Source organism: Actinacidiphila acidipaludis (assembly GCF_019890725.1).
GTDB classification, from domain to species: domain Bacteria; phylum Actinomycetota; class Actinomycetes; order Streptomycetales; family Streptomycetaceae; genus Actinacidiphila; species Actinacidiphila acidipaludis.
Map to the genome: position 1 here is coordinate 1 of NZ_JAINZZ010000053.1, position 25634 is coordinate 25634.

General features: G+C 70.2%; 24 protein-coding genes and 3 pseudogenes. 9 read left to right on the forward strand and 18 right to left on the reverse strand.

Annotation, left to right across the window (positions count from 1 at the left end; genetic code table 11):
- The first annotated feature begins 312 nt into the window (after window positions 1-312).
- Together trhA and K7862_RS29025 are read left to right on the forward strand one after the other, a co-directional pair.
- Complete coding sequence (trhA, locus tag K7862_RS29020) at window positions 313-924, forward strand: PAQR family membrane homeostasis protein TrhA (RefSeq protein WP_222967725.1); 612 nt, start codon at window positions 313-315, stop codon at window positions 922-924.
- A gap of 206 nt (window positions 925-1130) precedes the next feature.
- Complete coding sequence (locus tag K7862_RS29025) at window positions 1131-1523, forward strand: ATP-binding protein (RefSeq protein ID WP_308012242.1); 393 nt, start codon at window positions 1131-1133, stop codon at window positions 1521-1523.
- Window positions 1524-1530: 7 nt separating this feature from the next.
- Here the strand turns inward: K7862_RS29025 and K7862_RS29030 are convergent, their stop codons facing one another.
- From K7862_RS29030 to K7862_RS38330, 6 genes are all read right to left on the reverse strand, one after another.
- Entirely contained in the window at window positions 1531-1935 is a 405-nt protein-coding gene (locus tag K7862_RS29030) for a heme-binding protein (RefSeq protein ID WP_222967664.1), read from the reverse strand.
- A 93-nt stretch (window positions 1936-2028) separates the two neighbouring features.
- Window positions 2029-2943: a MurR/RpiR family transcriptional regulator gene (locus K7862_RS29035; RefSeq protein WP_308012243.1), complete on the reverse strand. Its 915-nt coding sequence runs from the start codon at window positions 2941-2943 to the stop codon at window positions 2029-2031.
- Between the two features lie 79 nt (window positions 2944-3022).
- Window positions 3023-4789, reverse strand: a complete 1767-nt coding sequence (locus K7862_RS29040) for a serine hydrolase domain-containing protein (RefSeq protein ID WP_222967666.1) — start codon at window positions 4787-4789, stop codon at window positions 3023-3025.
- A 174-nt stretch (window positions 4790-4963) separates the two neighbouring features.
- Window positions 4964-5389 carry a PPOX class F420-dependent oxidoreductase gene (locus K7862_RS29045; protein ID WP_222967668.1) on the reverse strand — a complete coding sequence of 142 codons (426 nt, stop codon included), beginning with the start codon at window positions 5387-5389 and terminating at the stop codon, window positions 4964-4966.
- A gap of 163 nt (window positions 5390-5552) precedes the next feature.
- Window positions 5553-5693 carry a hypothetical protein gene (locus K7862_RS29050; RefSeq protein ID WP_222967669.1) on the reverse strand — a complete coding sequence of 47 codons (141 nt, stop codon included), beginning with the start codon at window positions 5691-5693 and terminating at the stop codon, window positions 5553-5555.
- A complete protein-coding gene (locus tag K7862_RS38330; RefSeq protein ID WP_222967670.1) occupies window positions 5690-6028 on the reverse strand; it encodes a hydroxyethylthiazole kinase in 339 nt (112 codons plus the stop codon). The genes K7862_RS29050 and K7862_RS38330 overlap by 4 nt, the downstream gene beginning before the upstream one ends.
- Window positions 6029-6681: 653 nt before the next feature.
- On the opposite strand from K7862_RS38330, the gene K7862_RS29065 reads away from it, so the two are divergent.
- Together K7862_RS29065 and K7862_RS29070 are read left to right on the forward strand one after the other, a co-directional pair.
- Window positions 6682-7623 (forward strand): NADP-dependent oxidoreductase, encoded by a 942-nt coding sequence (locus K7862_RS29065; protein WP_222967672.1) that lies wholly within the window; start codon window positions 6682-6684, stop codon window positions 7621-7623.
- 522 nt (window positions 7624-8145) lie between these two features.
- Window positions 8146-8703, forward strand: coding sequence for a DUF6368 family protein (locus K7862_RS29070; protein WP_222967673.1), 558 nt, complete (start codon window positions 8146-8148; stop codon window positions 8701-8703).
- A gap of 25 nt (window positions 8704-8728) precedes the next feature.
- Here K7862_RS29070 and K7862_RS37910 read toward each other — a convergent pair.
- Window positions 8729-8896, reverse strand: a pseudogene (locus K7862_RS37910) (IS630 family transposase); the annotation flags it as partial.
- A gap of 556 nt (window positions 8897-9452) precedes the next feature.
- Here K7862_RS37910 and K7862_RS29075 point away from each other — a divergent pair.
- A complete protein-coding gene (locus tag K7862_RS29075) occupies window positions 9453-9770 on the forward strand; it encodes an Imm51 family immunity protein (protein ID WP_222967675.1) in 318 nt (105 codons plus the stop codon).
- A gap of 29 nt (window positions 9771-9799) precedes the next feature.
- On the opposite strand, the pseudogene K7862_RS29080 reads toward K7862_RS29075, so the two are convergent.
- The 4 genes and pseudogenes from K7862_RS29080 to K7862_RS29095 all read right to left on the reverse strand — a co-directional run.
- A pseudogene (locus tag K7862_RS29080) lies at window positions 9800-10729 on the reverse strand (IS630 family transposase); the annotation flags it as partial.
- Window positions 10730-10874: 145 nt separating this feature from the next.
- Window positions 10875-11390: pseudogene (locus K7862_RS29085) on the reverse strand (hypothetical protein); the annotation flags it as partial.
- A gap of 986 nt (window positions 11391-12376) precedes the next feature.
- Window positions 12377-12700: a transposase gene (locus K7862_RS38545; protein ID WP_222967677.1), complete on the reverse strand. Its 324-nt coding sequence runs from the start codon at window positions 12698-12700 to the stop codon at window positions 12377-12379.
- Window positions 12701-12971: 271 nt separating this feature from the next.
- The gene (locus K7862_RS29095; protein ID WP_222967678.1) at window positions 12972-13370 is read right to left on the reverse strand and encodes a nuclear transport factor 2 family protein; all 399 of its coding nucleotides are present in this window, start codon (window positions 13368-13370) and stop codon (window positions 12972-12974) included.
- Window positions 13371-14109: 739 nt separating this feature from the next.
- Here K7862_RS29095 and K7862_RS29100 point away from each other — a divergent pair.
- Entirely contained in the window at window positions 14110-15000 is an 891-nt protein-coding gene (locus tag K7862_RS29100) for a hypothetical protein (RefSeq protein WP_222967679.1), read from the forward strand.
- 138 nt (window positions 15001-15138) lie between these two features.
- Here the strand turns inward: K7862_RS29100 and K7862_RS29105 are convergent, their stop codons facing one another.
- From K7862_RS29105 to K7862_RS29125, 5 genes are all read right to left on the reverse strand, one after another.
- Window positions 15139-15477 (reverse strand): VOC family protein, encoded by a 339-nt coding sequence (locus tag K7862_RS29105; protein ID WP_222967680.1) that lies wholly within the window; start codon window positions 15475-15477, stop codon window positions 15139-15141.
- A 194-nt stretch (window positions 15478-15671) separates the two neighbouring features.
- On the reverse strand, window positions 15672-16943 hold the full coding sequence (locus K7862_RS29110; RefSeq protein WP_222967681.1) for a COG4705 family protein: 1272 nt from the start codon (window positions 16941-16943) through the stop codon (window positions 15672-15674).
- A gap of 38 nt (window positions 16944-16981) precedes the next feature.
- Entirely contained in the window at window positions 16982-18250 is a 1269-nt protein-coding gene (locus K7862_RS29115) for a sensor histidine kinase (RefSeq protein ID WP_222967682.1), read from the reverse strand.
- A complete protein-coding gene (locus K7862_RS29120; RefSeq protein ID WP_222967683.1) occupies window positions 18241-18894 on the reverse strand; it encodes a response regulator transcription factor in 654 nt (217 codons plus the stop codon). Before K7862_RS29120 ends, K7862_RS29115 begins: the two co-directional genes overlap by 10 nt.
- A gap of 509 nt (window positions 18895-19403) precedes the next feature.
- A complete protein-coding gene (locus tag K7862_RS29125) occupies window positions 19404-20339 on the reverse strand; it encodes a helix-turn-helix domain-containing protein (RefSeq protein WP_222967685.1) in 936 nt (311 codons plus the stop codon).
- Window positions 20340-20476: 137 nt separating this feature from the next.
- Between K7862_RS29125 and K7862_RS29130 the strand changes: the two genes are divergently transcribed.
- A complete protein-coding gene (locus tag K7862_RS29130) occupies window positions 20477-21502 on the forward strand; it encodes a saccharopine dehydrogenase family protein (protein ID WP_222967687.1) in 1026 nt (341 codons plus the stop codon).
- A gap of 179 nt (window positions 21503-21681) precedes the next feature.
- Here the strand turns inward: K7862_RS29130 and rox are convergent, their stop codons facing one another.
- Window positions 21682-23226, reverse strand: a complete 1545-nt coding sequence (rox, locus tag K7862_RS29135; protein WP_308012244.1) for a rifampin monooxygenase — start codon at window positions 23224-23226, stop codon at window positions 21682-21684.
- A gap of 362 nt (window positions 23227-23588) precedes the next feature.
- Between rox and K7862_RS29140 the strand changes: the two genes are divergently transcribed.
- A complete protein-coding gene (locus K7862_RS29140) occupies window positions 23589-23888 on the forward strand; it encodes a hypothetical protein (protein ID WP_222967690.1) in 300 nt (99 codons plus the stop codon).
- Entirely contained in the window at window positions 23885-24202 is a 318-nt protein-coding gene (locus K7862_RS29145; RefSeq protein ID WP_222967692.1) for an EthD family reductase, read from the forward strand. Before K7862_RS29140 ends, K7862_RS29145 begins: the two co-directional genes overlap by 4 nt.
- A 111-nt stretch (window positions 24203-24313) precedes the next feature.
- Here K7862_RS29145 and K7862_RS29150 read toward each other — a convergent pair whose 3' ends face one another.
- Window positions 24314-25624, reverse strand: coding sequence for a glycoside hydrolase family 125 protein (locus K7862_RS29150; RefSeq protein WP_222967695.1), 1311 nt, complete (start codon window positions 25622-25624; stop codon window positions 24314-24316).
- Between the last annotated feature and the right edge of the window lie 10 nt (window positions 25625-25634).

Genomic DNA, 25634 nt, shown 5'->3' on the forward strand with positions numbered 1-25634 from the left:
TGAGGACCAGCTCGAGGAAGCTCAGCGCATCAACGCCGAGCTGCGCCGTGACAAGGCCACGGCCGCCGACCCGCCGCCGGAACAGGGGTCCTGATCGAGTCAGTTGCTGCTGCTATGCACTGATTCTCATAATATGTGCGCATGATCGCCGAAGACGACCAGCCGCCGACACGCGTCCGAGCCACCCAGCTCGGTCCGAGCGCCACATCCGACGCCTCCCTTTCCACCGCCGGCACGTCCGGCCGGCAGCCGGGCCCGGCAGCCCATCCTCATGCCGTGGCACAGCGGACGGCAGCCGCCGTGAAGCCGAAGATGCGCGGGTGGCTGCACGCCGGCATGTTCCCCCTGGCGCTGCTCGGCGGCATCGTCCTGCTCACCCTCTCGCGCTCGGCAAGCGTTGCCGTGGCGTGCTCGGTCTATGCGGTGTCCGCGCTGCTGCTGTTCGGTACCAGCGCGATGTACCACCGCGGGGACTGGGGCCCGCGGGGCGAGGCGGTCCTGCGCCGGCTGGACCACGCGAACATCTTCTTGATCACCGCAGGGACCTACACGCCGTTGGCGGTGCTGCTGCTGCCCGGCCGCCAGCAGATGGTGCTGCTGTCCCTGGTGTGGTCCGGAGCCGCGGCCGGTATCGCGTTCCGCGTCTGGTGGATCAGGGCGCCGCGCTGGCTCTACACCCTGTGTTACATCGCCCTGGGCTGGGCGGCGGTCTTCTACCTCCCCGACTTCGCCCGCACCGGCGGCATCACCTCCGTCGTCCTCATCCTCGCCGGCGGTCTGCTCTACACCGCCGGCGCGGTCGTCTACGGGCTCAAACGCCCCAACCCCTCAGCCCGCTGGTTCGGGTTCCACGAGGTCTTCCACGCCCTCACCATCGCCGCTTTCACCGCGCACTACACCGCCATCCTCATGGCAACCGGATAACGTGCCGCGCAGGCGGTGCAGCACTCGTGTTCGATGTGTCCGTGCCGTGACGCGGCTCGCCCCGCCGGCTGCACAGACGCGTGTCGTCCTCGGCGGCTTCGGGGGTAGATGCCCTCAAGATCGTGGCATCAGAAGTCTAGATGTGTGGGGCGACCCAGGTGACTGACCATCCCTTCGCCGCTGTTCCGCCACCCGCCGGACCGGGCGTGGTGCGACACTGGCGCGCAAATTACGACAATGTCCCCGACAGCGTGGGGGCGGCCCGTGACCTGGCGCGTGCCTTCCTGACCGAAGCGGTCGACGAGGTGGCACCCGTCTCCGAACGCACGATGCAGGACGTACTGCTGGTCGTCAGCGAACTGGTCACCAATGCCGCGCGCCACGACGGGGGCCCCCGGATGCTCGACCTGGCCCGCACCACGGAGGCCGTGGAGGTCACCGTCTGGGACACCAGCTCACAACTGCCCACACGGTTCCCTCCCGACCCGGCCCGGGTCGGCGGCCACGGCATCGAGATCGTGACGCACCTGTGCTCTGCGTTCGAAGCGGCAACGGTTCCGGGAGGCAAACGCGTCCATGCCCGCGTCGCGCTGGCGTGACTGGACGTCAGCAGCCCACAGCAGCCTGTCGGCGACAGGCAGTCGGCTCCACATCGCCGGGTGGCGTTTCGAACCCGAAGGCGGCCAGGGCCTCCTCGGCGGCCTGCTGGTCCTGCTCGTAGTCGCCGCCGGAGATCCCCAGCCCCCCGATGTACCGGCCGTTCTCGATGATCGGGTAGCCGCCGACAGCCATCACACGAGGGTGGCCGCCCAGCGGCGCGATGTGCGGGTTGACGTGACGGCCCTGGTGCACAGCTTCGAGGCTCAGCACGAACCAGCCGGCAAACGCATCACCGTCCGCATCGCGCTGACAGATGAACCGGGCCTCTTTCAGCGAGCCCGCCATCTCTCCAGAGGACGTCAAAAGCCCTTCGCGGCCACCACGGTCGTCCGTGGCGCTTGCCAGCACCATCGACGGACGAGCACGGCCGGGCAGCGGGGAATGCGCCCGGCCGCGCTCCCTCGGTAGACCCGGCACGGGGGGAGCCGGGATCCACGGGGCCGGTCAGGCGCCGGCGGCGGGAGCCTCGGTGGCGGGGTCCAGGCGGTGGTCGCCGACCGCGTCGTAGGTGGCCCTGAGGGCCTTGCGGGCACTGTCCAGGTGGCGTTGTGCGACGCCGACGAACAGGCAGTCGATGACGGTCAGTTGGGCGATGCGGCTGGCGGTCGCGCCGGAGCGGAACGTGGTCTCGGGCGCCACCGTGGTCAGCAGCAGGTCGCTGACCTCGCGGATGGGCGCCCGGGGGAAGCTGGTCAGGCCGACCGTCGTCGCGCCGTGACGGCGCGCCACCCGCAGGGCCTCGACGGTGTCGGCGGTGGCCCCGCTGTGGGACAGCCCGATCGCCACGTCGCCGGCGCCGAGCACCGCGGCCGATGTCAGCATGATGTGCGTGTCGCTCCACGCGAAGCTGACCCGCCCGATGCGATGGAGCTTCTGCTGGAGGTCGGCGGCCACCAGCGCGTTCGCGCCGACCCCGTAGATGTCGACGCGGCCCGCGGCGGCAACGGCGGCCACCACGTCGCCCAGGACCTCGACGTCCAGTTGGCGTGCCGTCTGCTCGACGGCGCGGGCGTCGGCGAAGGCCACCTTGCCCACGACGTCGGCGAGTTCGTCGGTGGGGGTGATGTCGGCGCCGAGCCGCGGGTCGTCACGGATCTCGGCCCGCGCGGCGTCGGCGGCGAGTGCGATCCGCAGCTCCGGGTAGCCGCGCAGCCCGACCGCCTTGCAGAAGCGGACGACGGTGGTCTCGCTGGTGGCCGCCGCGCCGGCCAGTGCGGTGATGCTGCTGCGGGCGGCGGCGACGGGGTCGGCCAGCACGGCGGCGGCCACGCGCCGCTCCGCCGGTGCGAGACCCGGCATCAGCGACCGGATGCGAACGAGGGGGCTCGCCTCGCGGGGCTGGGAACCGGCGGCTGCCACAGGCACAACGTACCCACCGTGATCGCGCAGGTCAACGCGGTCGAAAGTGTGCCCGGGCGCCGCCGGTGGCCGACGGGCCTCAGCGCGAGGCGGCGGGCGCCGGATGCTGCACCTGGTGCCAGGCACCGCCCGGCGTCAGGGTGCACGAACCCGGCACGGTCGTGCCGCCGGCCGTCACCGACAGGTGCGCCAGGTCGACGCCGCGGCCCTCGTAGACCGGGTCGGTGCTGTAGCGCCAGCGGAGCTGGAAGGGCCCGGCCTGCTGCGGAACCCGGGTGTGAACCTGCCACCAGGCGCGCACCGCCTGCCCGGACAGGGAGGTCGGGGTGCCGGAGGGCGCGCCCCTGCCGGTCACGGTGAGCGGCAGCGCGTGCCAGGTGGTCCCGCCGTCCGTGGAGTCCTCGACGGACAGCAGGTCGGTGGACTCGGTGTTGACGAAGGCGGAGAAGTCCACGTCGGCGGGGGCGGCAGCGGTGAGCGGGCCGGTGGTCAGGGTGCTGGTGGTGCCACCGCCCTGACCGGAATACCACAGAGGTCCGCCACCGGGGGCGGCCACCGGCATCGCCTGCGCCATGGCCTCGCCGATCGCCCGGCGCGGCGGGTTCGTGGAGGGCGTGTTGCGACCGGGGTGCACCCGGTTGCTGAGCAGGATCACGAAGGACCGCGACTGCGGGTCGATGACCAGCGAGGTACCGGTGAAGCCGGTGTGGCCCAGGGTCCGCGGGCCGGACAGGCCGCCCATGTACCAGATCTGGTCCAGCTCGAAGCCCAGGCCGTGGGAGTCGGAGGGGAAGGCCTGGTTGAAGTTCTGCTCCATCAGCCGGACGCTGTTCTCGCTGAGAATGCGGTGGCCCTTGTAGATGCCGCCGTTGAGCACGGTCTGGGCCAGCACCGCGAGGTCGTCGGCGGTGGAGAAGACACCCGCGTGGCCGGCCACGCCGCCCAGCGACCAGGCGTTCTCGTCGTGCACCTGACCCCACACCATGCCGCGGGCCGGGCTGGTCTGGTACTCCGTGGCCGCGATGCGGGGCTTCTCGGCGGCCGGCGGGTTGTACCCGGTGTCGGTCATGTGCAGCGGAGCCGTGATGCCGTCACGCACCAGGACGTCCAGCGGCTTTCCGGTCACCTTCTGCAGAACCAGCTGCATGCTGAGCATGTTCAGGTCCGAGTACAGGTACGTGGTGCCAGGCGGGTTGATCGGCTTGGCGTCCAGCACGGCCTTTTCCCGCGACGCGATGTCGGGGTAGCCCTGCCACAGGGACGGGACCGGATCGGCGTCGAACCCCGAGGTGTGGGTGAGGAGTTCCTTGATGGTGATGGCGCCCTTGCCGTTGGCGGCGAACTCCGGCAGGTAGTGGGCCACGGGCGTGTCGAGGTCGATCCGGCCGGCTTGCAGCTGCTGCATGGCCACAATCGAGGTGAACAGCTTCGACAGCGACGCCAGGTCGTAGATGGTGTCGGTACGGGCCGGGATCCACTGGTCCCGGGGGAGTTCGGTGGTGGCGTCCGCGTACTTCACCGCGTAGCCGCCGGCGCTGCGCTCGACCACCACTCCATCGTGCGCCATCAGCGTCGTCGCGCCGGGGAAGTATCCGGCGCCGGACGCCGGGTCCTCCCAGCCGGTCATCCGGCGTTCGAAGGCGTCGATCGGCGCCGGGTCCAGGCCCGCCTCGCCCGGGGTGCCGGGGTGCAGGACGGTCCCCGCGGGGGCGAAGCCGCTGTAGGGGCGGTCGAAGCGCGCGTCGTGCGCGCGGTGCCCGGCCGGAGCCGCGGCGGCGGCACCCGACAGGGACAGCGTCAGGGAGGTCAGCAGCGCGGCGGCTGCCGTCAGTGCAGGAATCCGCATGAGCACCTCGTCGGTAGCGGCCAGGTCGAAAATTGTTCACCAAATGCCGGTCGGCATCGGTAAGTTACTGACCGCCTGATGCCTGGTCAACCACCGTGTCCCACAAGGGAGGAGCAGCTCGGCGCGCCACGGCGTCCTCGCCCGGCAGCGTGCACCGGCGTTGTGCCGGTCCGGTCAGCGGCCGGAGGTCACCCACGGGCCGACTCCGCCGATCCGTTCGACGGAGTAGCGGGCGATGTAGCCCGGCCCCTTGGGGGCGGGGAATTCGGCGTCCGGCGCCATGTACACCTTCGTCAGCCGGTTGAGCAGGTCCCACGCGCCGTCACTGGGCTCGACGGCGGCCCGCGCGTGGAGTACCACGTACTCGTTCAGTACGACGGCGGGATTCCGCGGCGCGAGGAACGACAGGACCACGCGCGGGTCCCGCTCGATGTTCCGCAGTTTCTTGTGCAGGGCCATGTGGCCGCTGACGATGTCGTCGCCGTCCAGCCCGATCCAGACGACGGTCACCTGAGGGCTCCCGTCGGCGTTGACGGTGCTCAGATGCGCCAGCGGTCCCGACTCGATCAGGTCCCGCAGTTCTCGCGGCAGACTGCTCATGACGTCGTCCTTTCCCCGAAGACCCCAGGGTAACAACGGTCCGGCGTGCGATCGGTGACGCAACGTTCGCGGAGCTTCCGCGTCGCGGCGGGCGAGCCGGTGATGGCCGCCTGCGCCGGGGTCCCGATGGGGCGACGGCCGGGGCCTTCCCGGCCCGGCCGGTTCAGCAGGGTGTCCGCCACGACTGGTCGAGCAGGCGGCGCAGCCACCGCCGCGACGCCGCGTTCGCATCCTGGGAGATGGAGAAGACCGCGTCGGCGAAGGCTCTCATCCGCTCGACGTCGATCCCGTGGTGCAGTCTCACTGGGAACTCGTGGCGAACCGGTCTTCATCGACGGCTGCGAACGCGGACATCACCGCGCCCCCTGCCACCTGGGCGAGCAGGCCGTCCCCGTTGGTGATCCGTGACCCGTTCGTGTCGTCGGTCACGAAGACGGCGGGCCCGGACAGGGCGACGACGACGCTGATGCTGCGGGCGAGTGTGCGCGCCGGCTTTTCCGCGGCCGCATGATGTCGGGCGGGGTCGTCCGTGTCCTGTGCGCCGGCGTCCGCGCCCGCGATTGCGATGATCCCGGGCGCGGTGCCCCGGACCACCGTCGGCAGCAGCCGCACCAGCTCGCGGGCCAGCGCGGTTCGCACCGGCAGGCCCCGGCGGTGAAGCCGTCAAGGACCGACGGTCTACCGGCGGAGCCGGCCGCCCGGGCCGCCTCGACCACGGCCGTCCGTTGATTTGCTTGCGGCGTCGCGAGGTTGATCACCACGGCGGAGGCGACGCCGGCGAAGGCGCCTGGCCTCGCCCGGAACGTCGACCATGGCCGGGATGCCGCCCAGCGCGTACAGCACGTTCGCGGTGAAGTCGGTGACGACGGTGTCGGTCAAGGCACTGCATGAGGGGGTGCCGCGATCTCACCCGGCTGAGTGCCTGCGGGACGAACGCGGCCAGTTCGTCGGTAGTCGCCGGCATCCGATGTCTCCGGAGCGGGAGGGGCAGCGCCCGGACACCCGCGGCGCGGGCAGGACGGTCCGCCCGGGACCGGGGGCCGACGCGTCAGTGCGGCCGAAGCGGTGCCTGGACGTCCAGGAACACCAGGAACGCTAACCGGCTCGTCACCTTTCGTGCGGAAGGCAGGGCCAGCAGACCGCCAAGTGGCCCGCCGCTTCGGGCGGGAAGTGGTCCACGCGGGCGGGCTGGTTGGGCCGTACGGTCGAATCACGTCGGGACAGGCACCTTGCCTGCCCGTAGCGGGCATCGGTGTGCCCGATCGCCGCCGCACAGTTTTCGAAGGAAGCCCATGCAAGCCATCACCGTCCAGGACCGGGAGGCCGGTATCGCCGGCCTCGCCCTGTCGGAGCTCCCCTATCCCCACGCCGCCGAGAACGACGTCATCGTGCGTGTGCACGCCGCCGGTTTCACCCGCGGGGAACTGGGGTGGCCCGCGACGTGGACGGACCGGACCGGCCGGGACCGGACACCAAGTGTGCCCGGGCACGAACTGTCCGGCGTCGTCGTCGAGTTGGGCTACGGCACCACCGGTCTGACCGTCGGCCAGCGGGTCTTCGGCCTCACCGATTGGGCGCGCGACGGATCGCTGGCCGAGTACACCGCGGTGGAGGCCCGCAACCTCGCTCCGCTTCCCGCGGACGTCAGCCACACTCAGGCCGCCGCCCTGCCGATCTCCGGACTGACCGCCTGGCAGGGCTTGTTCGACCACGGACGCCTCACGGCGGGCCAGACGGTGCTGGTCCACGGGGCCGCCGGCGGCGTCGGGTCGATCGCGGTGCAACTGGCCCGCGAGACGGGGGCACGGGTCGTCGCCACCGGCCGGGCAGCCGACCGGGAGACCGCTCTCGAGCTGGGCGCCGCGGCGTTCGTGGATCTCGACGCGGACCGGCTGGAGGACACCGGCCAGGTCGACGTCGTGTTCGACGTGATCGGCGGGGACGTCCTGGAACGTTCGGCCGCCCTGGTTCGGGGCGGCGGCACCCTCGTCACGATCACCGCGCCGCCCACGGCCAGGCCTGAGGACGGGCGGGCCGTCTTCTTCGTCGTCGAACCCGACCGGGCCCGCCTGGCCGACCTCGCACGGCGGCTGCGGGACGGACGGCTGAAGGCCCTCGTCGGCGAGGTGCGCCCGCTCGCCGAAACCCCGGCTGCGTTCGCACCCGGCCGCCACAGCCGCGGGAAGACGATCATCCGTGTCGCGCAAGCCGAGACCGGCCAAGCAGCCAGGTGATGAAGCACATGCCGGCCGTCGCCCTTCCCACGCCCGCCGGCGCGCAAGCGACCGCCGCGCTGGAGGTGAGCCGGCCTATCTGCCCGGCGCTGCTCAACACTCGCTGCGCGCGTTCTGGTGGTCGACTGCCGGGGAGGAGGCCGCCCGTTCAGGCATACCTGTGCAGCGGTGAGCAGAGCGGCGTTGCGGGGGCCGCAGCTGCCGGAGTGGCGGGGGCCGCCCGGGCCGCTGGTGATCCTCGCGTCGCACGGCGTCTGCCCGTCTGGGACCCAGGGCCGCAGCCCATGAAGGATTTACCAGGAACCGGACGTTTTCGGCTCGCCGGATCGGTGAGGCGCGTTGGTGCCGTGCGCCGGCGGTCGCCGCCGTGGGGCGCACACGCGTGAAGGGGAGCCCGAAACAGAACAACTAGTGCTGTGACCGGGAACGTTCGCCGGGTTGGTGGTTCGATGCTCGGTCGGCACGATTCGAGGTTGCGAGAACTCAGCGGTGTCGGGCCAGGTGGCGGGATAGGCTCCCGGCATGGCTGGCCCGACCCTGGTGATCGAATTGGCGGAGCCCATCTCCTCGGCTGTGCTGACTGAGTTCAGGGCGTTGATGCGCGGGCTCTCCACCCGCTTCGAGCAGCAGGGCCACGGATCCTTCGACGTCAACGTGCCTGTCGAGCGGCTTGGCATGGAAGCGCCGACGGCCCTCGACGCGCAGGATGTCGACAGTCAGCGGCCCTTTCTGGTCTACCTGATGGGTCCGGGGGTCGGCGACGAGAGCATCTTCGAGGCCGAACACGCGGATGAGTCTGAAGTGGAAGCGGTCCTTGGCTTTAAGCCGACCCATGCCGTGAATGTCAGCGCCGACTGCAACCGTGGGATCGACCACGCGGCCACTGCCCTGCTCACCGCGGCGGTCATCGATGTCCTCGGGGGCGTGGCCAAGGCCGAACTGTTGGAAGGACAGGAGGCGGTGGTCGCCGGACTTCCAGGGGTGCTGGGCCTCACCGACGAGGAGTATCCGATGGCGCTCGGCACCGCAGAATTCCTGCGGGCCTGGGTCGACCAGCCCGGTTTCCGGCTGGTCAAGTAGACCAGCACCTGGGCATGCATCCTTCTCACGCGGCGAAAGCGGGTCTGCCGCCCCGGCGGACGCCCTTCTCGCCGGGGATGCGGGCCCGTTCGCGTCGCTGGGCGGCGAGGACTGTGGGGTGCCGGGCATTCTTGTTGCGGCAGCGCAGGTAGGCGTGCAGGGCCCGGGTCTGGACGGTCTGATTACGGTGGTTCGGTTTCCATCGACCACTCACCCTCGAACTGACCACCTCAACCTGAGGAGGAAGCCTCACTGCCTCCTATACTCCTGGCGTGTTTGACGCGTCGGGCCACCTCCATGTTTCGTCCGCCCTCAATCGACAGTCGATCGCCGAGCATGGCCTGGACTGGACCCGGATGGGCGCGGCACCGGGAATCGCCGGCAGCCGCCGACCCGAGGTGGCGGGATCTTCGTCTGCCGAGGGGAGGAGGAGGCGGAGTTCTTCCTTCAGATCAACAACACCGGTGGGCCGGTTGATCTCTGGTCCGTGGACGGCATAGACGAAGGACTGCTCCTCGACAACGGCAACGGATTCGTCTATCTGCCCGACCGCATACCAGCCACACGAGTCCGCCTGGTGCGTTCCCAGATTCCTCCGCGACGTGGCTATTGACTCCGGTGCTGGATCGGGGGGATCCGGTATCTAGTGCCGTGGCCGGAAAGGTTGACCGGGGTCGAGAGCGGCGAGGTAACGGATGGGCCGCTGGAGCGGATCCGGCGGCCCATGCCGGCGTGAGAAGATCGCGACCGTGACCATCAAGCTTCATGACTTCGACGGCGAACACTCGCTGACGTTGGATGTCGGCGGCCTGGCCGCTGACGTGGCGGTAGCCGAGGCAGGGCACGAACCGAACGGGTACTTCTGGGAAGGTCTCGTGCGGTTTGCCTGGCCAGACATTGCCGAGCTGCTCGACTTCGACAGCGAGGCCGGCGTGTTCTGCGCTGTCGGGATTCCGAGCGACCTCGCGCAACTCAAGACGGTCCTTGAGCCAGTCATCACGAGCCCCGATGCGGTCCGCGACATCATCGCCCGGGCGGAGACTTCAGGATTCGAGTTCGACGACTAACAACTCCACCAGACAGCAACACCAGTCGTTCAGGCTGCCGTGGTGGTCGGGCGTCTGCCCCAACGGATGCCCTTCTCGCTGCGGACGCGTGCACGCTCGCGTCGTTGGGCGGCCAGCGCATCGGGGTGGCGGGCGTCGGTGTTGCGCCAGCGCATGTAGGCGTGCAGGGCCCGGGTCTGAATGGCGTGGTTGCGGTGGTTCGAGTTCGCGATCGTGAACTGCCGCAGCGGCCCAAAGTGAGCCTCGATCGGGTTCGCCCAGGACGCGTAGGTCGGGGTGAAGCACAGCTCGACGCGGTTCTTCTTCGCCCAGCGCCTGATCGTCTCGCCTTTGTGGGCGGACAGGTTGTCCAGAACGACGTAGATCGGGGCGCCGTCCGAACGGGCCGCACGGATCGACCTGAGGGCCGCCAACGTGTTCGCGGTGCCCTTCTTGTGGCGGTTGACGCCCCACAGGGTGTCGTCGCCTATGGAGTAGCAGCCGTGAAAGTAGCGGATGCCGTGGGTGCGGTGGTAGGTGGCGGGGTGGCGCTCGGGGTGACCGGCGAGAGACCAGCCAGAGCCGCCCGTGGGACGGATGCCGAGCGGCCCGAACTCGTCGAACGCGAAAACGCGGTCAGGGAAGCGCTCCAGGACCTGCTCGATGCGGTCCAGCTTGGCGTCCCGGTCGGGGTCGGGTGATTCCTTCCAGGTCTTGGTGCGCTGGAAGGTGATGCCGCGGCGGGCGAGCAGGCACCGTAACGCCTCGCGGCCGATCCGGATGACACGGCCCTGGACTTTCCGCAGGTACGCAGCGAGTTTACGGATGGACCAGCGGGTCAAGGGCTGGCCCAGCTTGGTCGGGCGGGTGGTGGCCGTCGCCACGACGAAGTCCTCGTCCTCAGGACTGATAAGGCGGGGACGGCCTCCCGCCCATTGAGGGTCCAAGCAGGCCAGGCCGATCTCGTTGAACCGGTGAATGGCGCCACAACGGAACTACTCGTCGAGGTGGAGCGGCCGTTCGCCGAACGGGCGCTGAGCGCGCCGGCCTTCGCCCTCTGCTCGACCACCGCGGACGGGCGGGCCGCAAAGTCTCGCTGCGGCCCGGCCGCCTCTTCGGTCAGGTTCAACTGACGTTGACGGCCGTGTCGTCGATGACGAACGAGGTCTGCAAGGTGGAGTCCTCGGTGCCGGTGAACTTCAAGGTGACGCTCTGGCCGGCGTAGGACGACAGGTTGAGTGACTTCTGGGTGTAGCCGGTGTTCTTGTTCAGGTTGGAGTAGGTGGCCAGCGTCGTGGAGCCGCACGTGACGGTCAGCGTGTCGTAGGCCGTGCTGCTCGATGTCTCGGCGGTGTCGACGTGCAGCCAGAAAGTGAAGGTCGCGCTGCAGCCCGCAGGGATGGTCACTGTCTGGGACAGGGTGTCGGTGTGGGCGGAGCCGTAACCGTCCAGCCATGCCTTCCAGGAGCCGGAGTGGGCCGGCTCGGACGTGTTGCTGCTCACGACGCCGGAGCTGGCGGTCCAGGGTGCGGCGGTACCGGTCTCGAAGCCCGGATTGCCGAGGAGTTGAGTGGGCGTGCAGCCACCCGTACCGCCGGTCGTGCTGCCCGTGGTGCCGCCGGTCGTGGTCCCGCCTGTGGTGCTGCCACCGAATTGGATGTCCTGGACGGCATGCAGCTCTATGGCGTTGGGGGCGACGCCGGTCTGGCCGTGGTCGAAGTCGAAGAAGCCGACCCCGGTGATGGTGACCGGCACGTTGGCGGTCTGGAAGCTACCTGTGGCGTTGTACTTGGCGTCGAACTCGCCGCGGGCCTTCTGGATGCCCGACAGCAGAGGGCTTCCCGCGCCCACGCACGCCGGGTCGGGTATCTCCCCGATCATCGTGTGGCCAGCGCCGTCGGACAGCACGAGGTGGTAGTCGGAGTCGGCTTCCAGCTTGTACTCCGTCAGCGTCGCCGACAGTCGGTAGACGGTCGTCTCGGTGGGCTTCACGCGGTTGTTGGACGGCAGCGAGGACGGCGCGGGGACCGCGTCCAGTGAGGCGATCGTCGTCGAGGTCGTGGACTGCAGGGTGATCGCGCCGGCATCGGCGTCGGTGCCGGTCTTGACCGACCACCGCTCCACTCCGCAACTGCCTGTGGTGGCCAGCGGGGCGCGCGTCACGTCCTCGTGCTCCTCGGCGTCCGGCGTCGAGTGGTAGCGCGGGCCGGCGCTGCTGGTCGCCGACAGTCCCAGCACCGCGGCGACCACTGCCGCCACAGCGGCCGACACGTAGATCCACCATCTCCTGCGCACGGAAGCCTCCCGGGGCGACGGCACGTTCCCCCGTCCCTGAGCTGGAACCCGTCACGGCGACAGCGAAGGGGCGACGGCACGTGATCCATGGGGTAGTTGGCTACGAGTGTGAGGGGCGGGCGGTTGACGCGCATAGATTCCTCACACAAACATTTGGCCGTGGACAGTCAAATCTTGGCCAGGTGAGACCTCCCGCCCGGGAGCCCGAACCGGCGTACCGCCATCCCATCGGCAGCGCCGTCCGCCGGCATCGGGGGGTTCCTTGAACGGCTCCTTGAGATGCGCCGTCCTTCTGCTTACGGCACTTGCCGCAGCCGCCACCGCCGGCGGAGCTAGACGGGCAGCGACACCTGCCGGACGCACGACATGGATCTGGAACTTTGAGCGCATCGGCCCTTTGGGGGCCCTTGTGCCAGGTCGCCTGCCGGTAGGCCCTGCGGCCGCCTTCGGCGGCCAGCCCTTTCAATTACAAGGCCGGATTGGTAGCGGGCGGTGGGCTTGCGCCCGGTCCCGGACCACGCCGGTGCGCTCGGCACAGCCTCATGCCGATGGGCGGCCTCATCGGCCCGCACCGCCACGCCGAAGTCCAGACCCCGCTCGGCTACGCCCTGCCGGAACGCGTCGTCCTGGCTGTATCCGGCGTCCGCGACGATCACCTTAGGTGCCAGGCCCCAGTTTCCCGGAGTACCGCATACACCGATGGGATACGGCCCCCGGCTCCGGCCCGACAACTCAACTCTCTTAATTCGCAAGACAGTTGAGGCCGGGCGAGGCGGTTCGTCATGGCCGTGCGCGGCAGCGGGGGGCAGACGGGCCCGCCGGTGCCGCGCACGGCCATGGCGGCGAGATGGGACCCTCGAGGGCGGCGGCGCTCCGCGAGGGTGAACTCGAAGGAACGTCGGGGTGTTCGCGGGTCCCTCGACCCGCTCATCGTCCGCGGGGGGCGGGGAGCGCGCTGGCGTGGGCGGCGAGGACGCGCCAGGTGCCTTCGGTGTGCACCCAGGTGCGGGTGTAGCGCAGGCGGGCCGCGAAGGGCTGTCCCCCGGCGGTGCCCGCGAGCGCGGCCAGCACGTGGGTGATGCCCGTCCCGTCCACCACGGTCACGTGCAGCTCCTGCTGGTCGAAGACCTCGACGGTCATGGCCCGCGACCGGTGCGCGGGCAGGTCCTCGTCCTTGGTGACGGTGCTGCCGTCGGGGCCGGTATAGACGACACGGTCGTCCAGGAGCAGGCGCAGTGCCTCGACGTCACCCGCCCGTGCGGCGGCCTGCAGCCTCAGCTCCGCCTTGCGCAGGCCGGCCTCTCCGGCCACCTCGTCCGTCCTCATCGGAACCCCCTCGCCTCGCCCGCGACCGCGGCCGTCGTCGGGTTTTGCCTCAGCCTGACACGTCCTGGGGGCGCTTCGCGGGGAATCTCACCGCCATCTGCAATGCCGACGGCATGCTCGGCAGCCAGAGCCACGCTGGGGACACCCCGGAACGACAATCGAACTGACAGGCCTTCACGGGGACGTCATGGCGAAAGCCGACCCTGATCAGGATGTCGTCACCGCGACACACACCCACTCTGAGTTCGGTGACCCCGAGGGCCCCCGCCCAACGGTTACGGCAGTCCGTATGACGAGCGATCATGACGACAGCGCCCTGCCCGCGCCCCGCGCCCCGCTCCACGGTACGGCCGCCGGCGCGCCGTGCGGGGGCAGATCTACGACGGCCTGGAGGTGGCGGCCGATGAGCCTCGTCTGCCCAACGGTGCAATGACGGGGCTCAGCTGCCGTGCCTGTCAGGAAGTGGCGGGGCGTCGGGCAGAAGCGTGCAGCTCGCCGTCTGGGGCGCCGGCGGGCTGCTTCCGTTCCTAGTGCAGGGCGGCGTGACCATGCCAGGCTAGGGCTCGTGGGGGCGGAAACCATATGGCAGGAAGCGTCACGCTGGGCTCGCAGACGAGCGGCGGCACGAGCGTGGCGTGCAGCTGACCGGCAGGTCGAGTCGTTCAGGGCAGATCTCGAGGTGCTCCTGGGCAGCGGTAGCAGGCCTGTTGGCCGGGTATGTTTGGGTTTGCGGCGATTTGTGATCAGCCGCCGCCCCGCGGTGGTCGGCCGATTGATTGCGGCACTGGTCTTTTCGGAGCTCGCGATGGGGTTGGACCGCGCGGTGGTATCCGCGGTCGCATCGCCGGCCCCCACCCGCCAGACCACCGGCGGCGACACAGCCTCCACTCTGCCTTCGCCTATCCTGCAGGGCCCGCTGGCCCTGGCGCTTCTGGTCCTGATTGTCATGTTCCTGGTGGCGCTGGCGACGGTGTTCGTCGTGCCGGTGGCAGGATTCGTCGTCGTGTGGCGGGGATCGGCGTCCAGTCCCTGGCGATCAGGCAGATGGGTCACCCAGTACCGGCTGGTCCACAGCGCGGCCCTCACCATCCGTGCCTGTGCCGTGGCTTCAAGAGCGTCGGCAGACGACTTGCCCCTCCGGCTGCGTGAGGTGGCCCGCCGGCTGGGCGTGACCTCCAGGCTGATCGAGAAGTCCTACCGCGATGCGGGCAGTGTCCGGTGGCCCTCCCATCGAAGGAAGGCCCTGCGGAACCACACGCGGCGGGTTGTTGCCAAAATCCGTGTCATCGAAGGTCGCCTGGACAGGGACGTCGACGCGGCGCTGACGGAACTGACATCTGTGCTGATCACGGTGTGCGACCGATACGTGCACGGACGGATCGGCGCGCTCTTGGACCTGGAGGCTTTGGAAGGCCTGGAGCCGGTCAGGAACTGGGAATGGGTCCGGCTGGTGGCAGCCTTGCTCGCCTGTAGCGGTGCTGCCGTGGGAGCTTCCTTCCTCCCCATACCGGGGGCCGGACTTCCGTACGCTATCGGGGGAGCGGCCGCAGCTGCTTTCATGCTCGCTTACACCGACCAGCCCGCCGCTGCGGTGGAGCTGTGGAACCGCATCGGCCGGGCCGGCGGTTGATCGCAGCCCCGCTCGGGGCAGCGACGCCCCCACGCGGGCTGGATCCTCGTCGCTCGCGAGCGAGCCCGAGTCCGTGATGAGAAGGGCATGTCGGGGCGGGCTCCGCCTCGCCGGCGCGGCCTGCACGACCCGGCGCAACTATGCGGCCCCTCCATACCCGATCTCGTTGCCGTCGGGATCGCGGTACAGGGCCTTGCGCATGCCGTCGGGATAGGACTCCCGCTTCACGGGCTCGATCCCGTGCTCGGTGATGCGATCGACGCAGGCGTCCAGGTCGTCGACGAGAATCGTCTGAACGGCATGGCCGGCGTGGTGGGCGTTCTCCTGGATATAGAGGTACCGATGCTCACCAAGCTCCCACACGGCTTCCGTGTCTGATGCGAGGAACGCCGGCTCGGAGCCCAGCAGACGCACGTACCAGGCTTGCGCAGCCTCGAAGTCGCGGACGTAGATCCCGGCAAACAACTCGAGTGGCATCCGGCCATGCTAGCGCCGGAGAAGGCACAGCGACCCCGCGAACCTCTGCGGTCACAGCAATCCGCCAGGGAGCACCGGTCCGGGTCCGCGGTCCGCCACCGCGACGACCAGCGTGGGGCAACAGCGGGGCGGTCGAAGCCGGTGACACCGGCTTCGACCGCCCGCAGGAGTCCGCGGACGCGTTGGGCGGTCTGTCAGCCCATGTCCGTCAGGAGGGCGTTCAGTTCCTTCTCCTGCTGCGCGGGAGCCATCGGCGGGTTCGAGTGATCGATGCCGAAGGTCTTGAGGACCTTGTCCATCTGGGCGTCGATGGAGGTCCAGCCGGTCTGGTCCAGCGGCTGCAGCGACGCCTGGTCGGCGTCCCACAGGTCGCGCAGCGACTGGGCGGCCGCGTGCGCGCCCTTCGCGTTCCCCGAGCGTGCGTCCTTGAGCGAGGTCGAGGCGAGGGTCCGCAGCGCGGCGACCTTGGCAGGCGGGAACTTCTTCACCGCCACGCCCGGAGCCATCTGGACGGCGGAGGTGTTGTCGGTCTCCGGCGCCGGGCCGACGTGCGGCTGGCTGTGAGCCCAGACCAGCAGGCCCGTGGTGACGACGGCGAGCAGTCCGAAGCCGGCCAGCGCGACGTGCTCCTTGCGCGGGTCGCCGGTGACGTGGGCGGCGTGGGTTGCCTCGTGCGTCTCGGTCACGTCCGAGCGCGTCACCGTCAGGTAGGCCACCGTCGCCAGGATGAGGCTGAGGAAGATCAGGCTGGTGGTGAAGGTGCCCAGCGCGAGACCGGTCGGCTCGCCCGGCTGAGCGACTTTCGGGGAGGCCAGCCAGTCGCCGATGTTGGCGCCGAGCGGGCGGGTCAGGATGTAGGCGAGCCAGAAGGACAGCACCGGGTTCGCGCCGAACTTCCACAGCGCCGTGATCGCCGCGATGAGGCCGAGCGGCAGCATTACTGAGGCGCCCGGGCTCCAGCCGGTGAGTTCGAGGGTCCAGTCGCCGGTCGCGGTGCCGAGTGCGAAGGTGACGAGAACGGCGAGCCAGTAGAACGACTCACGTGGCAGCGTCGTGACCGAGTGGATCGAGAGGGTGCGCTCGCGCAGCCACCACACGCCGAAGACCACGGCGAGCAGGACCGAGAACACCGCGGAGCTGATCCACAGCGGCACGTTGAGCTGGTCGGTGAGGATGTCGGTGTACAGGGTGCCCGTGACGCTGACAACGACCACGGTCAGCCAGTAGGGGAACGGGACGTACCGCTTCAGCCGCAGCTGGACGGCCAGGACCACCACGAAGACGGCGGTGAAGATCCATGCCGTGTTCACCAGGCCGACGCCCAGCTTCATGTTGATCCAGTCGGCGAAGCTCTCACCCACGGTGGTACACAGGATCTTGATCACCCAGAACCAGATGGTGACCTCGGGGACCTTGTTGAGCATGAGGCGCCCGCTGCGCGTTCGGGCTTCCGTTGTCGTTGTCATGCAGGGAGGTTTACGCGGGGAACCTGCAAGCAACCTGACTACGTGGCCGCGCGCGCGGCCGGGAGTGTCACCTCGACGTGACCGCGGCCGTCCGCGACCGCGCGCACCCCGACACCGGCCGAGGCGGCGATGCGCCGGACCACCGGCAGTCCCAGTCCGTACCCGCCGCCCCCGGTCACCCCCGCTTCGAAGACCCGGTCGACGTCCGCGTGATCGAATCCGGGGCCGTCGTCCAGGACATCGACCACGACGGCCTCGCCCTGGATGCGTGCGGTGATCCACACACGGGACCTCGCGTGCCGCAGGCCGTTCTCCAGCAGGGGTGACAGCAGCGACACGGCGACGTCGGGGGGCACGCCCACCTCGACCTTCGCCGGGAAGGCGATCTCGACCGCGCGGGAGCCGATCGCCTGGCGCGCGGCGGAGCGCAGATCGCACCGGGCTTCGTCGTCGGTCCGTGCGCGCGCGGCCCGCAGGATCGCCGTGATCGCCGTATGGAGGCGGTCGACCTCGCTCAGCACCACCTCCGGGACCACCGGCTTGCCGGACAGCTGGGCCAGTTGCGCCTCGCCTCGGAGGACCGTGAGCGGTGTCCGCAATTCGTGGGCGATCTCATCGGTGAGCCGGCGCTCGTCCGCCAGCGCGTTGTCGACGCGCTCCAGGAGGCGGTCCAGGGTCTGTCCCAGTTCCCCGAACTCGTCGCGGGGGACTCCGAGGTTGAAGCGGCGCCCGGGTTCGTGATGGCCCCAGTCGTCGGCGAGGGCGGCCATCTCGTGCACGACCCGCAACGCACGGCGCACCACGACGTGCGCGACACCGCCGGCGAGGATGATCGTGAGACCGCCCAGTATCAACGACAAGGTCAGACTGCGCTGCTCGGACATCTCGTAGGGCGTGAGGTCGACCCGGACAACCACCACGGCATGGTGGCCGTCGATCGGGACCTGCCGCGCGTACAGGAGGTGGTCGCCCACCGTCGCGGTCCGCGATCGCCCCGAGTCCGCCAGTTCCTCGACGCGGCCGACCATGCTCGCCGGTACGTTCCCGTCGATCAGACGACCGTCGGCATACACCCAGGCGACCCCGTCCAGCGCCTCGCTGCCATTCTCCGTGAGCACGACACGGCCGCCCTCGGCGCTGACGTTCGCCGCGACCGCCTCGGCGCGGGTCCGGGCCAGATCGTGCGCGTCGGTGTCCGTCACCCTGCTCAGCAGCACATGCGAGACCACGACCAGGACCGCGACCACGGCGGTGGCGATCAGCACAGTGAGCGCGACAACGCTTCTGCGGAATCCCGTCACTGCCATCGGTAGCCCACGCCGCGGACGGTCGCCAGACGCTCGGCCGCACCCAGCGGACCGAGCTTGGCCCGCAGTCGGCGCACATAGGAGTCGAGGGTGTTCTCGCTCACCTGGGCCCCGTGCGGCCAGCCGGCGGCGATGAGAGCGTGGCGGCGTACAGCGTCGCCCTGCGAGGCGATCAGACGGCCCAGCAGCCGGAACTCGGTCGGGGTCAGGCTCTCGCTCACCGAGCCGTAGGTCACCACGTGCTTCGCCGGATCGAGGACGACCTCGCGCGGTGCGGACGCCACGGTGGCGCGGCGCAGCAGCGCTCGGACCCGGACCAGCAGTTCCGGGATGTCGAAGGGTTTGGTCATGTAGTCGTCGGCGCCGGCCTCGAAGCCGCCCACCTTGTGATGAAGGCCGTCCAACGCGGTGAGCATCAATACCGGCACGTCGACACCGCGAGCCCGAAGGGCCAGGCAGACATCGCGGCCGTCGGCGTCCGGCAGCCCGAGATCCAGGACGACCAGATGGGGCGCCGGTGCGAGCTGCCGCAGCAGGCTGTCGGCCGTGGCGGTGACGGAAACGGTATGGCCGTCGTACTCCAGGGCGCGCTTGAGGACGCCACGGACCGCCGCGTCGTCTTCGCACACCATGATGAAACCCACAGGCTGACCCTAAATAGTCCGGCCCCCGTTCTCCATCTTCCCTGGTCAGCCGCCTGACGGTCGAGAAACGCCGGCTTCCGCGCAGCCCTCCCCACCCAGCCTCATCGCTGCCAGGACGTCTCCACCGCCGCAGACCTGCTCGGCTTCTTCCGCCTGCTGCTGGCCGGCGGGGGACCGGTGCTGTCCGAGCGGACCGTCCGCTGATGCGAGTGCTGACCCCCGCAGGCCTGGCCCGGGAGGTGCCGGCCCGTTCGGGTGCCGCGCCCGTCGCACACCGTAGTCCAGGATGCCCCCGCAGGCGAATACCTGTCTCCGCCACCCCGCACGCTCAACACGTGTTCGCGGGCAAGGTGCCCTGGTCGCAGGTGCCTCTCCGTCGATGACTGTCAGTGGGGCGACGTCCTGGCCTCGTCTGCCGTCCCAGTCACGGCGAGGGACAGGACCGGAACCGATTCGGACGGCACGTGCCTTGGCGCTGTCGGATCGGCTGCCAGGGCCCTGGTCCCTGTTCAGGCTCGGAAGGTGCGGCGGTAGGTGTCGGGGGGGACCCCGACGCTGCGGTGGAAGTGGCGGCGGAGGGTGGTTGCGGTGCCCATGCCCGTGGCCGTGGCCACGGTGTCCACGGTGGCGTTGGTGGTCTCCAGCAGTTCCTGGGCGTGGCGGATGCGTTGGGTGTGGAGCCAATGCAGGGGTGTGGTTCCGGTCAGGTGCCTGAAGTGGCGGCCGAGTTGGCGGGAGCTCATGCGGGCTTGGCGGGCCAGGTCCTCCACGGTGAGCGGTTGGTCCAGCCGCTCAAGCGCCCAGGGGAAGAGGTCGTCCAAGGGGTGGTTGCTGGGGGCGGGGAGCGGGGTGGTGATGAACTGGGCCTGGCCGCCGTCGCGGTGCGGTGGGATGACGAGGCGTCGGGCGATCTTGTTCGCGTCGGCTGCACCGTGGTCGAGGCGGACCAGGTGCAGGCACAGGTCCATGGCGGCGGCCTTTCCCGCGGAGGTGAGGACGTCGCCGTTGTCCACGTAGAGGACGTCCGGATCAACGGTGGCCGCGGGGTGGCGCCGGGCCAGTTCGCCGGTGTGGGCCCAGTGTGTGGTGGCGCGCCTGCCGTCGAGCAGTCCTGCTGCTCCCAGGACGAAGGCGCCCGTGCACAGCGAGGCCACGCGGGCCCCGGCCGCGTGTGCGGCGCGCACCGCCTCGACCAGCTCGCCCGGTGGTCGGCGGTCCGTGTCGGCCCAGCCGGGCACGATCACGGTGTCCGCTAGGGCGAGGTGGTCGAGTCCGTGGTCGGGGTCCAGGCGGAAGCGGCCGACGCGCACTGGGCCGTTTCCGCAGAGGGAAAAGTCGTACCAGGGGTCCACCAGGTGGGTCAGGTCGGATCCGAAGATCTCGACGGCCACTGCCATTTCGTAGTGGAGCATGCCGTCGGTGACGGCCAGCGCAACGGAGGGCATGTCCGAAACTGTACGCGGCATGTCGTTTCCGACGCTCGTGAGGTGCGTTACCGCGGGGACAGGATGGGGTGTCGGGCCGGGGCGGATCGACCTGGCAGCGGACGTCTTGGCATAGGGCATGCAGAGGGAGAGGTCTCATGGGGTCAGGTCAGCCGGTGGCGGTGTTCGGCGCGTACGGTCACACCGGGCGGTTCGTGGTCGCAGAGCTGGCCGCGCGCGGGTTCAATCCGGTGCTGTCCGGCCGCGACGCGCAGGTCCTGTCGGGGATGGCCGACGAACGTGGGCTGCAGGCCAGGGTGGCGTCCGTCGAGGACCCTGCGTCGCTGGACGGGGCCCTGGCGGGCGCCGCGGCGGTCATCAACTGCGCCGGGCCCTTCGCGGCGACCACGGGCCCCGTGATCGAGGCAGCACTCCGCGCCAGGATTCCCTACCTGGACGTTGCCGCCGAACTTGAGGCCAATCTGGACACGTTCGCCCACTATCGCGAGCGGGCCCGGGAGGCAGGCGTGGTGATCGTCCCGGCCATGGCCTTCTTCGGCGGTCTCGGCGACCTGCTGGTCACCATGGCGATGGGCGACTGGCCGGTGGCCGACGAGGCCCACATCGCCTACGCGCTCAGCAACTGGCACCCCACCGCCGGCACCCGTCTGTCCGGAGCCGTCTCCCGCGCGCGACGCGGCGACGTCCGCCTTCGCTACAGCGGCGGCCGGTGGGAGCAGCGCACCGACGCCGCGCCCACCCTTCAGTGGACCTTTCCGGAACCGCTGGGACCCAAGGAGGTGATCGGGGAGTTCACGATGGCGGACGTCATCACCGTCTCCCAGCACTTGTCCATCCCCGACGTGACCACCTACATGACCGCCGAGGCGGTCTGCGACGTCGCCGCCTCCCACACCCCCGCCCCGACCGCCGCAGACGAGAGCGGGCGCTCGGACCAGACCTTCCTCGTCGACGCCGTCGTACGCTCGAACGGAGACGAACGCCGCGCCACGGTCAGCGGCCAGGACATCTACGCGATTACCGCGCCCCTCGTCGTCGAGGCCCTCGACCGTGTTCTGACGTGCCGAACCAACACCATCGGCGTCGCCTCCGCCGGCGAGATCTTCGACGCACCGGACTTCCTGCACGCGCTGACCCCGCGCCTCACCCTGAATCCCTCGTAAGCCGCCTGGCCGCGATGCTCCGCAACGCATGGCCCTTTTCGCGCCAAGAAGATTCGCCGAGCTTCCTCCGGCGTGTCGCCGCATGGCCCGCATGCGCTCGTGACCAGCGCGAACCATCGAATGAGGGGTGCGAAGGCGAGGGTGTTCCGCGGGATCGACCGGGCTGAGAAGCATCACGGTCACTGCGAACCGGCGACCCGCGCCGGGGAGGCGCGCTGGGCGCGGCCCTGCGCGGCCGGCGGTTCCGGGGCGCCGAACCAGCGCGACAGGGCGCCCGTCAGTTCCCGCTGGTCGTCGCCGGCCCACACGACGTGGCCGTCGGGGCGGAGCAGGGCGGCGCGGGCGGCGAGTTCGTCGCTGGTGTCGACGGCGTGGTCGACGCGACCGGCCCAGCCCGCGGCGGAGAGTCGACCGCCGGTCTGGTCGATCAGGAGCCCGCGGCCGGTGCGCGTCAACGCGTAGACGCGGCCGCCCTGCTTCAGCGGCATGTCCTTCAGCCGCCTGCCCACCAGTGCGTGACCGCCGCCGAGGTCATAACGGATACCGGTCGCGGTGATCTTCTCGGTGAGGCGGCGGTTGACCTCGTCGATGTCCATGAGTTCGGCGACGAGCCGGCGCACCGCCCGGGCTCCGGGGTCCGGCGCCATCAACTGCATCTGGGCACGGGTGTTCTCCAGAACCTCGGCGGCCACCGGATGCCGTTCGGACTCGTAGGTGTCGAGCAGGCCCGGCGGCGCCCAGCCGGCGACCTCGGCGGCCAGCTTCCAGCCGAGGTTGAAGGCGTCCTGGATGCCGAGGTTGAGGCCCTGCCCGCCGATGGGAGGGTGCACGTGAGCGGCGTCGCCCGCCAGCAGCACCCGGCCGACCCGGTAGCGCTCGGCCTGCCGGGTTCCGTCGCCGAACCGGGACAGCCAGCGCGGCGCGTGCGCGCCGAAGTCGGAGCCCGCGACCGCCCGCAACTGCTGCCTGAGCTCGTCCAGCGTCGGCGGGACGGAACGGTCCACGGCGACGGCCGCCGCGGGCACGACGACGCGGTGGGCGCCGTCCTGTGACGGGCCGATGCCGAAGCGCAGCTGGGTCTTGCGCACCTCGGCGACGACGGCGGCCACCTCCTCCGGCGGCGCGGTCAGCCTCACCTCGCCGAGCAGCGTGTCGGCGCGGCTGGGCTCGCCGGGGAAGCCGACGCCGAGCAGCGTGCGCACCGTGCTGCGGCCGCCGTCGCACCCGACGGCGTAGCGTGCCCGCAGGAGAGAACCGTCCGCGAGGGTGACGGTGACGCCGTCCTCGTCCTGGCTCAGTCCGGTCACGGCGCTTCCTCGCCGGATCCGCGCACCGAGCGCAGCGGCGTGGGCGGTCAGCAGCGCGTCGGTGACCGGCTGCGGGATGCCGAGGACGTATCCGTGTGCGGTGTCCAGACCTGCCGGTGCCGGCTTGCGGATCCCGGCGAAGAACCCGCCGACGTCGTACCGGCGGCCCCGCGCCAGGAACTCCTCCAGCAGCCCCCGCTGGTCCAGCACCTCGATGCTGCGGGCGTGCAGCCCGAGCGACCGGACGATCTTCGTCGGCTCGCTGTCCCGTTCCAGCACCACGACGCCGACCCCGTGCAGCCGCAGCTCAGCCGCGGTCATCATTCCCGTCGGGCCGCCGCCCACCACGACGACGTCCACGCGCCCGGTCCCGCCGGTTCCCTCGCCTTCGCCGACCCTGTCGACCCTGCCGCTCACGGCATTCCCCCATTCCATCCAAAGCGTGTGATTCGGCGCGCACCCGGCATCTCACCAGGTACCGCCACCGGCGGGGAATTCTGCAGCAGGAGGGGGGCCTTGCGGCAAGGCCCCCCTGCCGCTATAGCTTGAAAGTGGAGGGGAGATGCTTCCCCCTTTCCGCCGATCAGTCGCCGTCAAGAGCCGTGGGTCGCCAGGTCCGCGAGCCGGCGACGGGGCGTCGGTGACCACGACGTCCGCGCCTCTCCGACGCCTTCGGGCCGGCATGCGAGATTTCTGGGCACGAATTCCGCACAGAGCGATGAGGTGGGGCGGTGCCGCCGGTAGGTACCGGTGAACACCGAACCGAGAGGAATCCCCGCATGAGCGGAATGGTCGGCGAGTTGATCACTGTGAACTCGAGCCTGTCCGACCCGGACGAGTCGCCAGGCGCGCCGCTGGGCGGCTGTGGGTTCCGGCACGGCCGGGAAGCGGCCTGGGGCAAGTCCAAGGCGCCGGACGGCGACCTGGTCGAGGATCACCGGGTGCTGACCTCTCCTACGGCCCTGGGGACCGGCAGCCGGCTCTTCTCCGCCAGCGGCCGGCCGGCGGTCCTGGATCTGCTGGATGTCGCGAACGTCGGTCCCGACGTCCTCACCCGGTATCGGAGGGCCGGCCGATGACGGCACGCTTCGTCGCCCTGTACGAGACGCCCGCGGATCCCGAGCGGTTCGAGCGGCACTACCGCGAGGTCCACATCCCGCTCGTGCGACGACTGCCGGGGCTGCGCAGCTATACGGTCGGCCGGGAGCTGGCCGCCACCGGCGGCGACTGCCCGTACTACATGATCGCTGAACTGGACTGGGACACGACGGACGAGTTGCGTGCCGCGTTCGCCTCACCCGAGGGGCGCGCGTGCGGCGCCGACGCCGCGCACCTGCGAGAACTCGCTCCCCTGCACACCATGATCTTCACCGTGGACGACATCATGCTGTAGGGCGATCACGGCCGCGTCCGCGCGGTGGCAGGTCACTTGGCGGGAGCTGATTTTCTGTGGCGTCTGCGAGCAGCAGCCAGGGCGAGCCCGAGATGCGAATGGTCGCGTCCGTCATCCGCCGTCGCAGGCCGTCCACAACGAGCGGGTGCCGAGTCCGACGGTGTCCAGGGCCAGTTCGGCGTACATCGCATTGGCCCATGAGAACCAGGGGCGGGTGAACTGCCGTGGGTCGTCCTTGTCGAAGGACTCGTGCATCGCCCCGGTTCCCGCATCGGTGTCGACCAGCGTGCCCAGCGCCCGGAGCCGATCGTCAGGGTCGTTGCTGGTCAGGCCCTCCACGGCGATCGCGATCGGCCAGATGTACCCGTCGGGGGTGTGAGGGCTGCCGACTCCCTCCGCGGCGGTCCCGCTATACCAGGTCGGATTGGCCGGGGAGAGCACGAATGTCCGGGTCGCGAGGTAGCGCGGGTCCGTCGTGGAGACGTTCGCCACGAGGGGCAGGGACAGGAGGCTCGGCATGTTGGCGTCATCGGTGAGCAGCGCGTGCCCGTGTCCGTCCACTTCGTAGGCGTAGATCGAGCCGAAGTTGGGATGGTGCACGGTTCCGTGGCGGAGCGCCGCGTCGCGCAGTTCCGCCGCCAGAGCGGTGGCGGCGTCGGCGAGCGCCGTGTCCGACAGGTGGCGTGCCATGTCGGCCGCGCCGTCGAGGGCGGCCGCGGCGCACAGGTTCGCCGGCACGTTGTAGCCGTAGACGCACGCGTCGTCGCTCGGCCGGAATCCGCTCCAGGTCATCCCGGTCCGGGCGACGGGGGTGCCCCTTCCGTCGTTCTGCAGCGTGTCGCTCCGTGCACTGGCCGGGCGAAGGAACCGGTACGCGGACAGGTCCTCGTGGTCCTGCTCCCTGCGCCACACCTCGATGACGAGGCGGGCGACCCGGGCGGCGCCGGCAAGGTGATCGGTGCGTTCGGTGGCCAGCCAGAACCGGTGGGCCAGCAGGAGAGGGAAGGCCAGGGAGTCGACCTCGTACTTCTCCTCCCACACCCAGGGGTCGTCGCACAGGTCGTTCGGGTCGTGCGCCCGGCCCGAAGGTTCGGCGTTGAATGCGTTGGCGTACGGGTTGCGCCCGATCTGCTGGAACTGACGCTTCATCACCGCGAGCACCAGGTCCTGCAAAGGGGCGTCGTCCCGCATGAGCGCGAGGTAGGGCATCATCTGCGTCGTGGAGTCGCGCAGCCACATCGCGGGGATGTCGCCGGTCACCACGAAAGCCGTTCCGTCGGGCATCGGGCGGATGGTGCGAGCCAGGGTGTCGTCCAGGCACCGCACCAGTGTCGGACCGAACCGCGGGTCGCCCAGCGCGTCCAGGCGCCGGAGCGCCTGCTCCACGATCGGATGGTCCTTGACGCTGGTGGGGAACTTCATGGTCAGTCCT

Coding starts and splice junctions, on each gene's coding strand:
- trhA (WP_222967725.1), top strand. CDS start 313: ATGCGCGGGTGGCTGCACGCCGGCATGTTCCCCCTGGCGCTGCTCGGC.
- K7862_RS29030 (WP_222967664.1), bottom strand. CDS start 1,935: ATGGTGCTGGCAAGCGCCACGGACGACCGTGGTGGCCGCGAAGGGCTT.
- K7862_RS29040 (WP_222967666.1), bottom strand. CDS start 4,789: ATGCGGATTCCTGCACTGACGGCAGCCGCCGCGCTGCTGACCTCCCTG.
- K7862_RS29045 (WP_222967668.1), bottom strand. CDS start 5,389: ATGAGCAGTCTGCCGCGAGAACTGCGGGACCTGATCGAGTCGGGACCG.
- K7862_RS29065 (WP_222967672.1), top strand. CDS start 6,682: ATGCAAGCCATCACCGTCCAGGACCGGGAGGCCGGTATCGCCGGCCTC.
- K7862_RS29070 (WP_222967673.1), top strand. CDS start 8,146: ATGGCTGGCCCGACCCTGGTGATCGAATTGGCGGAGCCCATCTCCTCG.
- K7862_RS29095 (WP_222967678.1), bottom strand. CDS start 13,370: ATGAGGACGGACGAGGTGGCCGGAGAGGCCGGCCTGCGCAAGGCGGAG.
- K7862_RS29105 (WP_222967680.1), bottom strand. CDS start 15,477: ATGCCACTCGAGTTGTTTGCCGGGATCTACGTCCGCGACTTCGAGGCT.
- K7862_RS29110 (WP_222967681.1), bottom strand. CDS start 16,943: ATGACAACGACAACGGAAGCCCGAACGCGCAGCGGGCGCCTCATGCTC.
- K7862_RS29115 (WP_222967682.1), bottom strand. CDS start 18,250: ATGGCAGTGACGGGATTCCGCAGAAGCGTTGTCGCGCTCACTGTGCTG.
- K7862_RS29125 (WP_222967685.1), bottom strand. CDS start 20,339: ATGCCCTCCGTTGCGCTGGCCGTCACCGACGGCATGCTCCACTACGAA.
- K7862_RS29130 (WP_222967687.1), top strand. CDS start 20,477: ATGGGGTCAGGTCAGCCGGTGGCGGTGTTCGGCGCGTACGGTCACACC.
- K7862_RS29140 (WP_222967690.1), top strand. CDS start 23,589: ATGAGCGGAATGGTCGGCGAGTTGATCACTGTGAACTCGAGCCTGTCC.
- K7862_RS29145 (WP_222967692.1), top strand. CDS start 23,885: ATGACGGCACGCTTCGTCGCCCTGTACGAGACGCCCGCGGATCCCGAG.
- K7862_RS29150 (WP_222967695.1), bottom strand. CDS start 25,624: ATGAAGTTCCCCACCAGCGTCAAGGACCATCCGATCGTGGAGCAGGCG.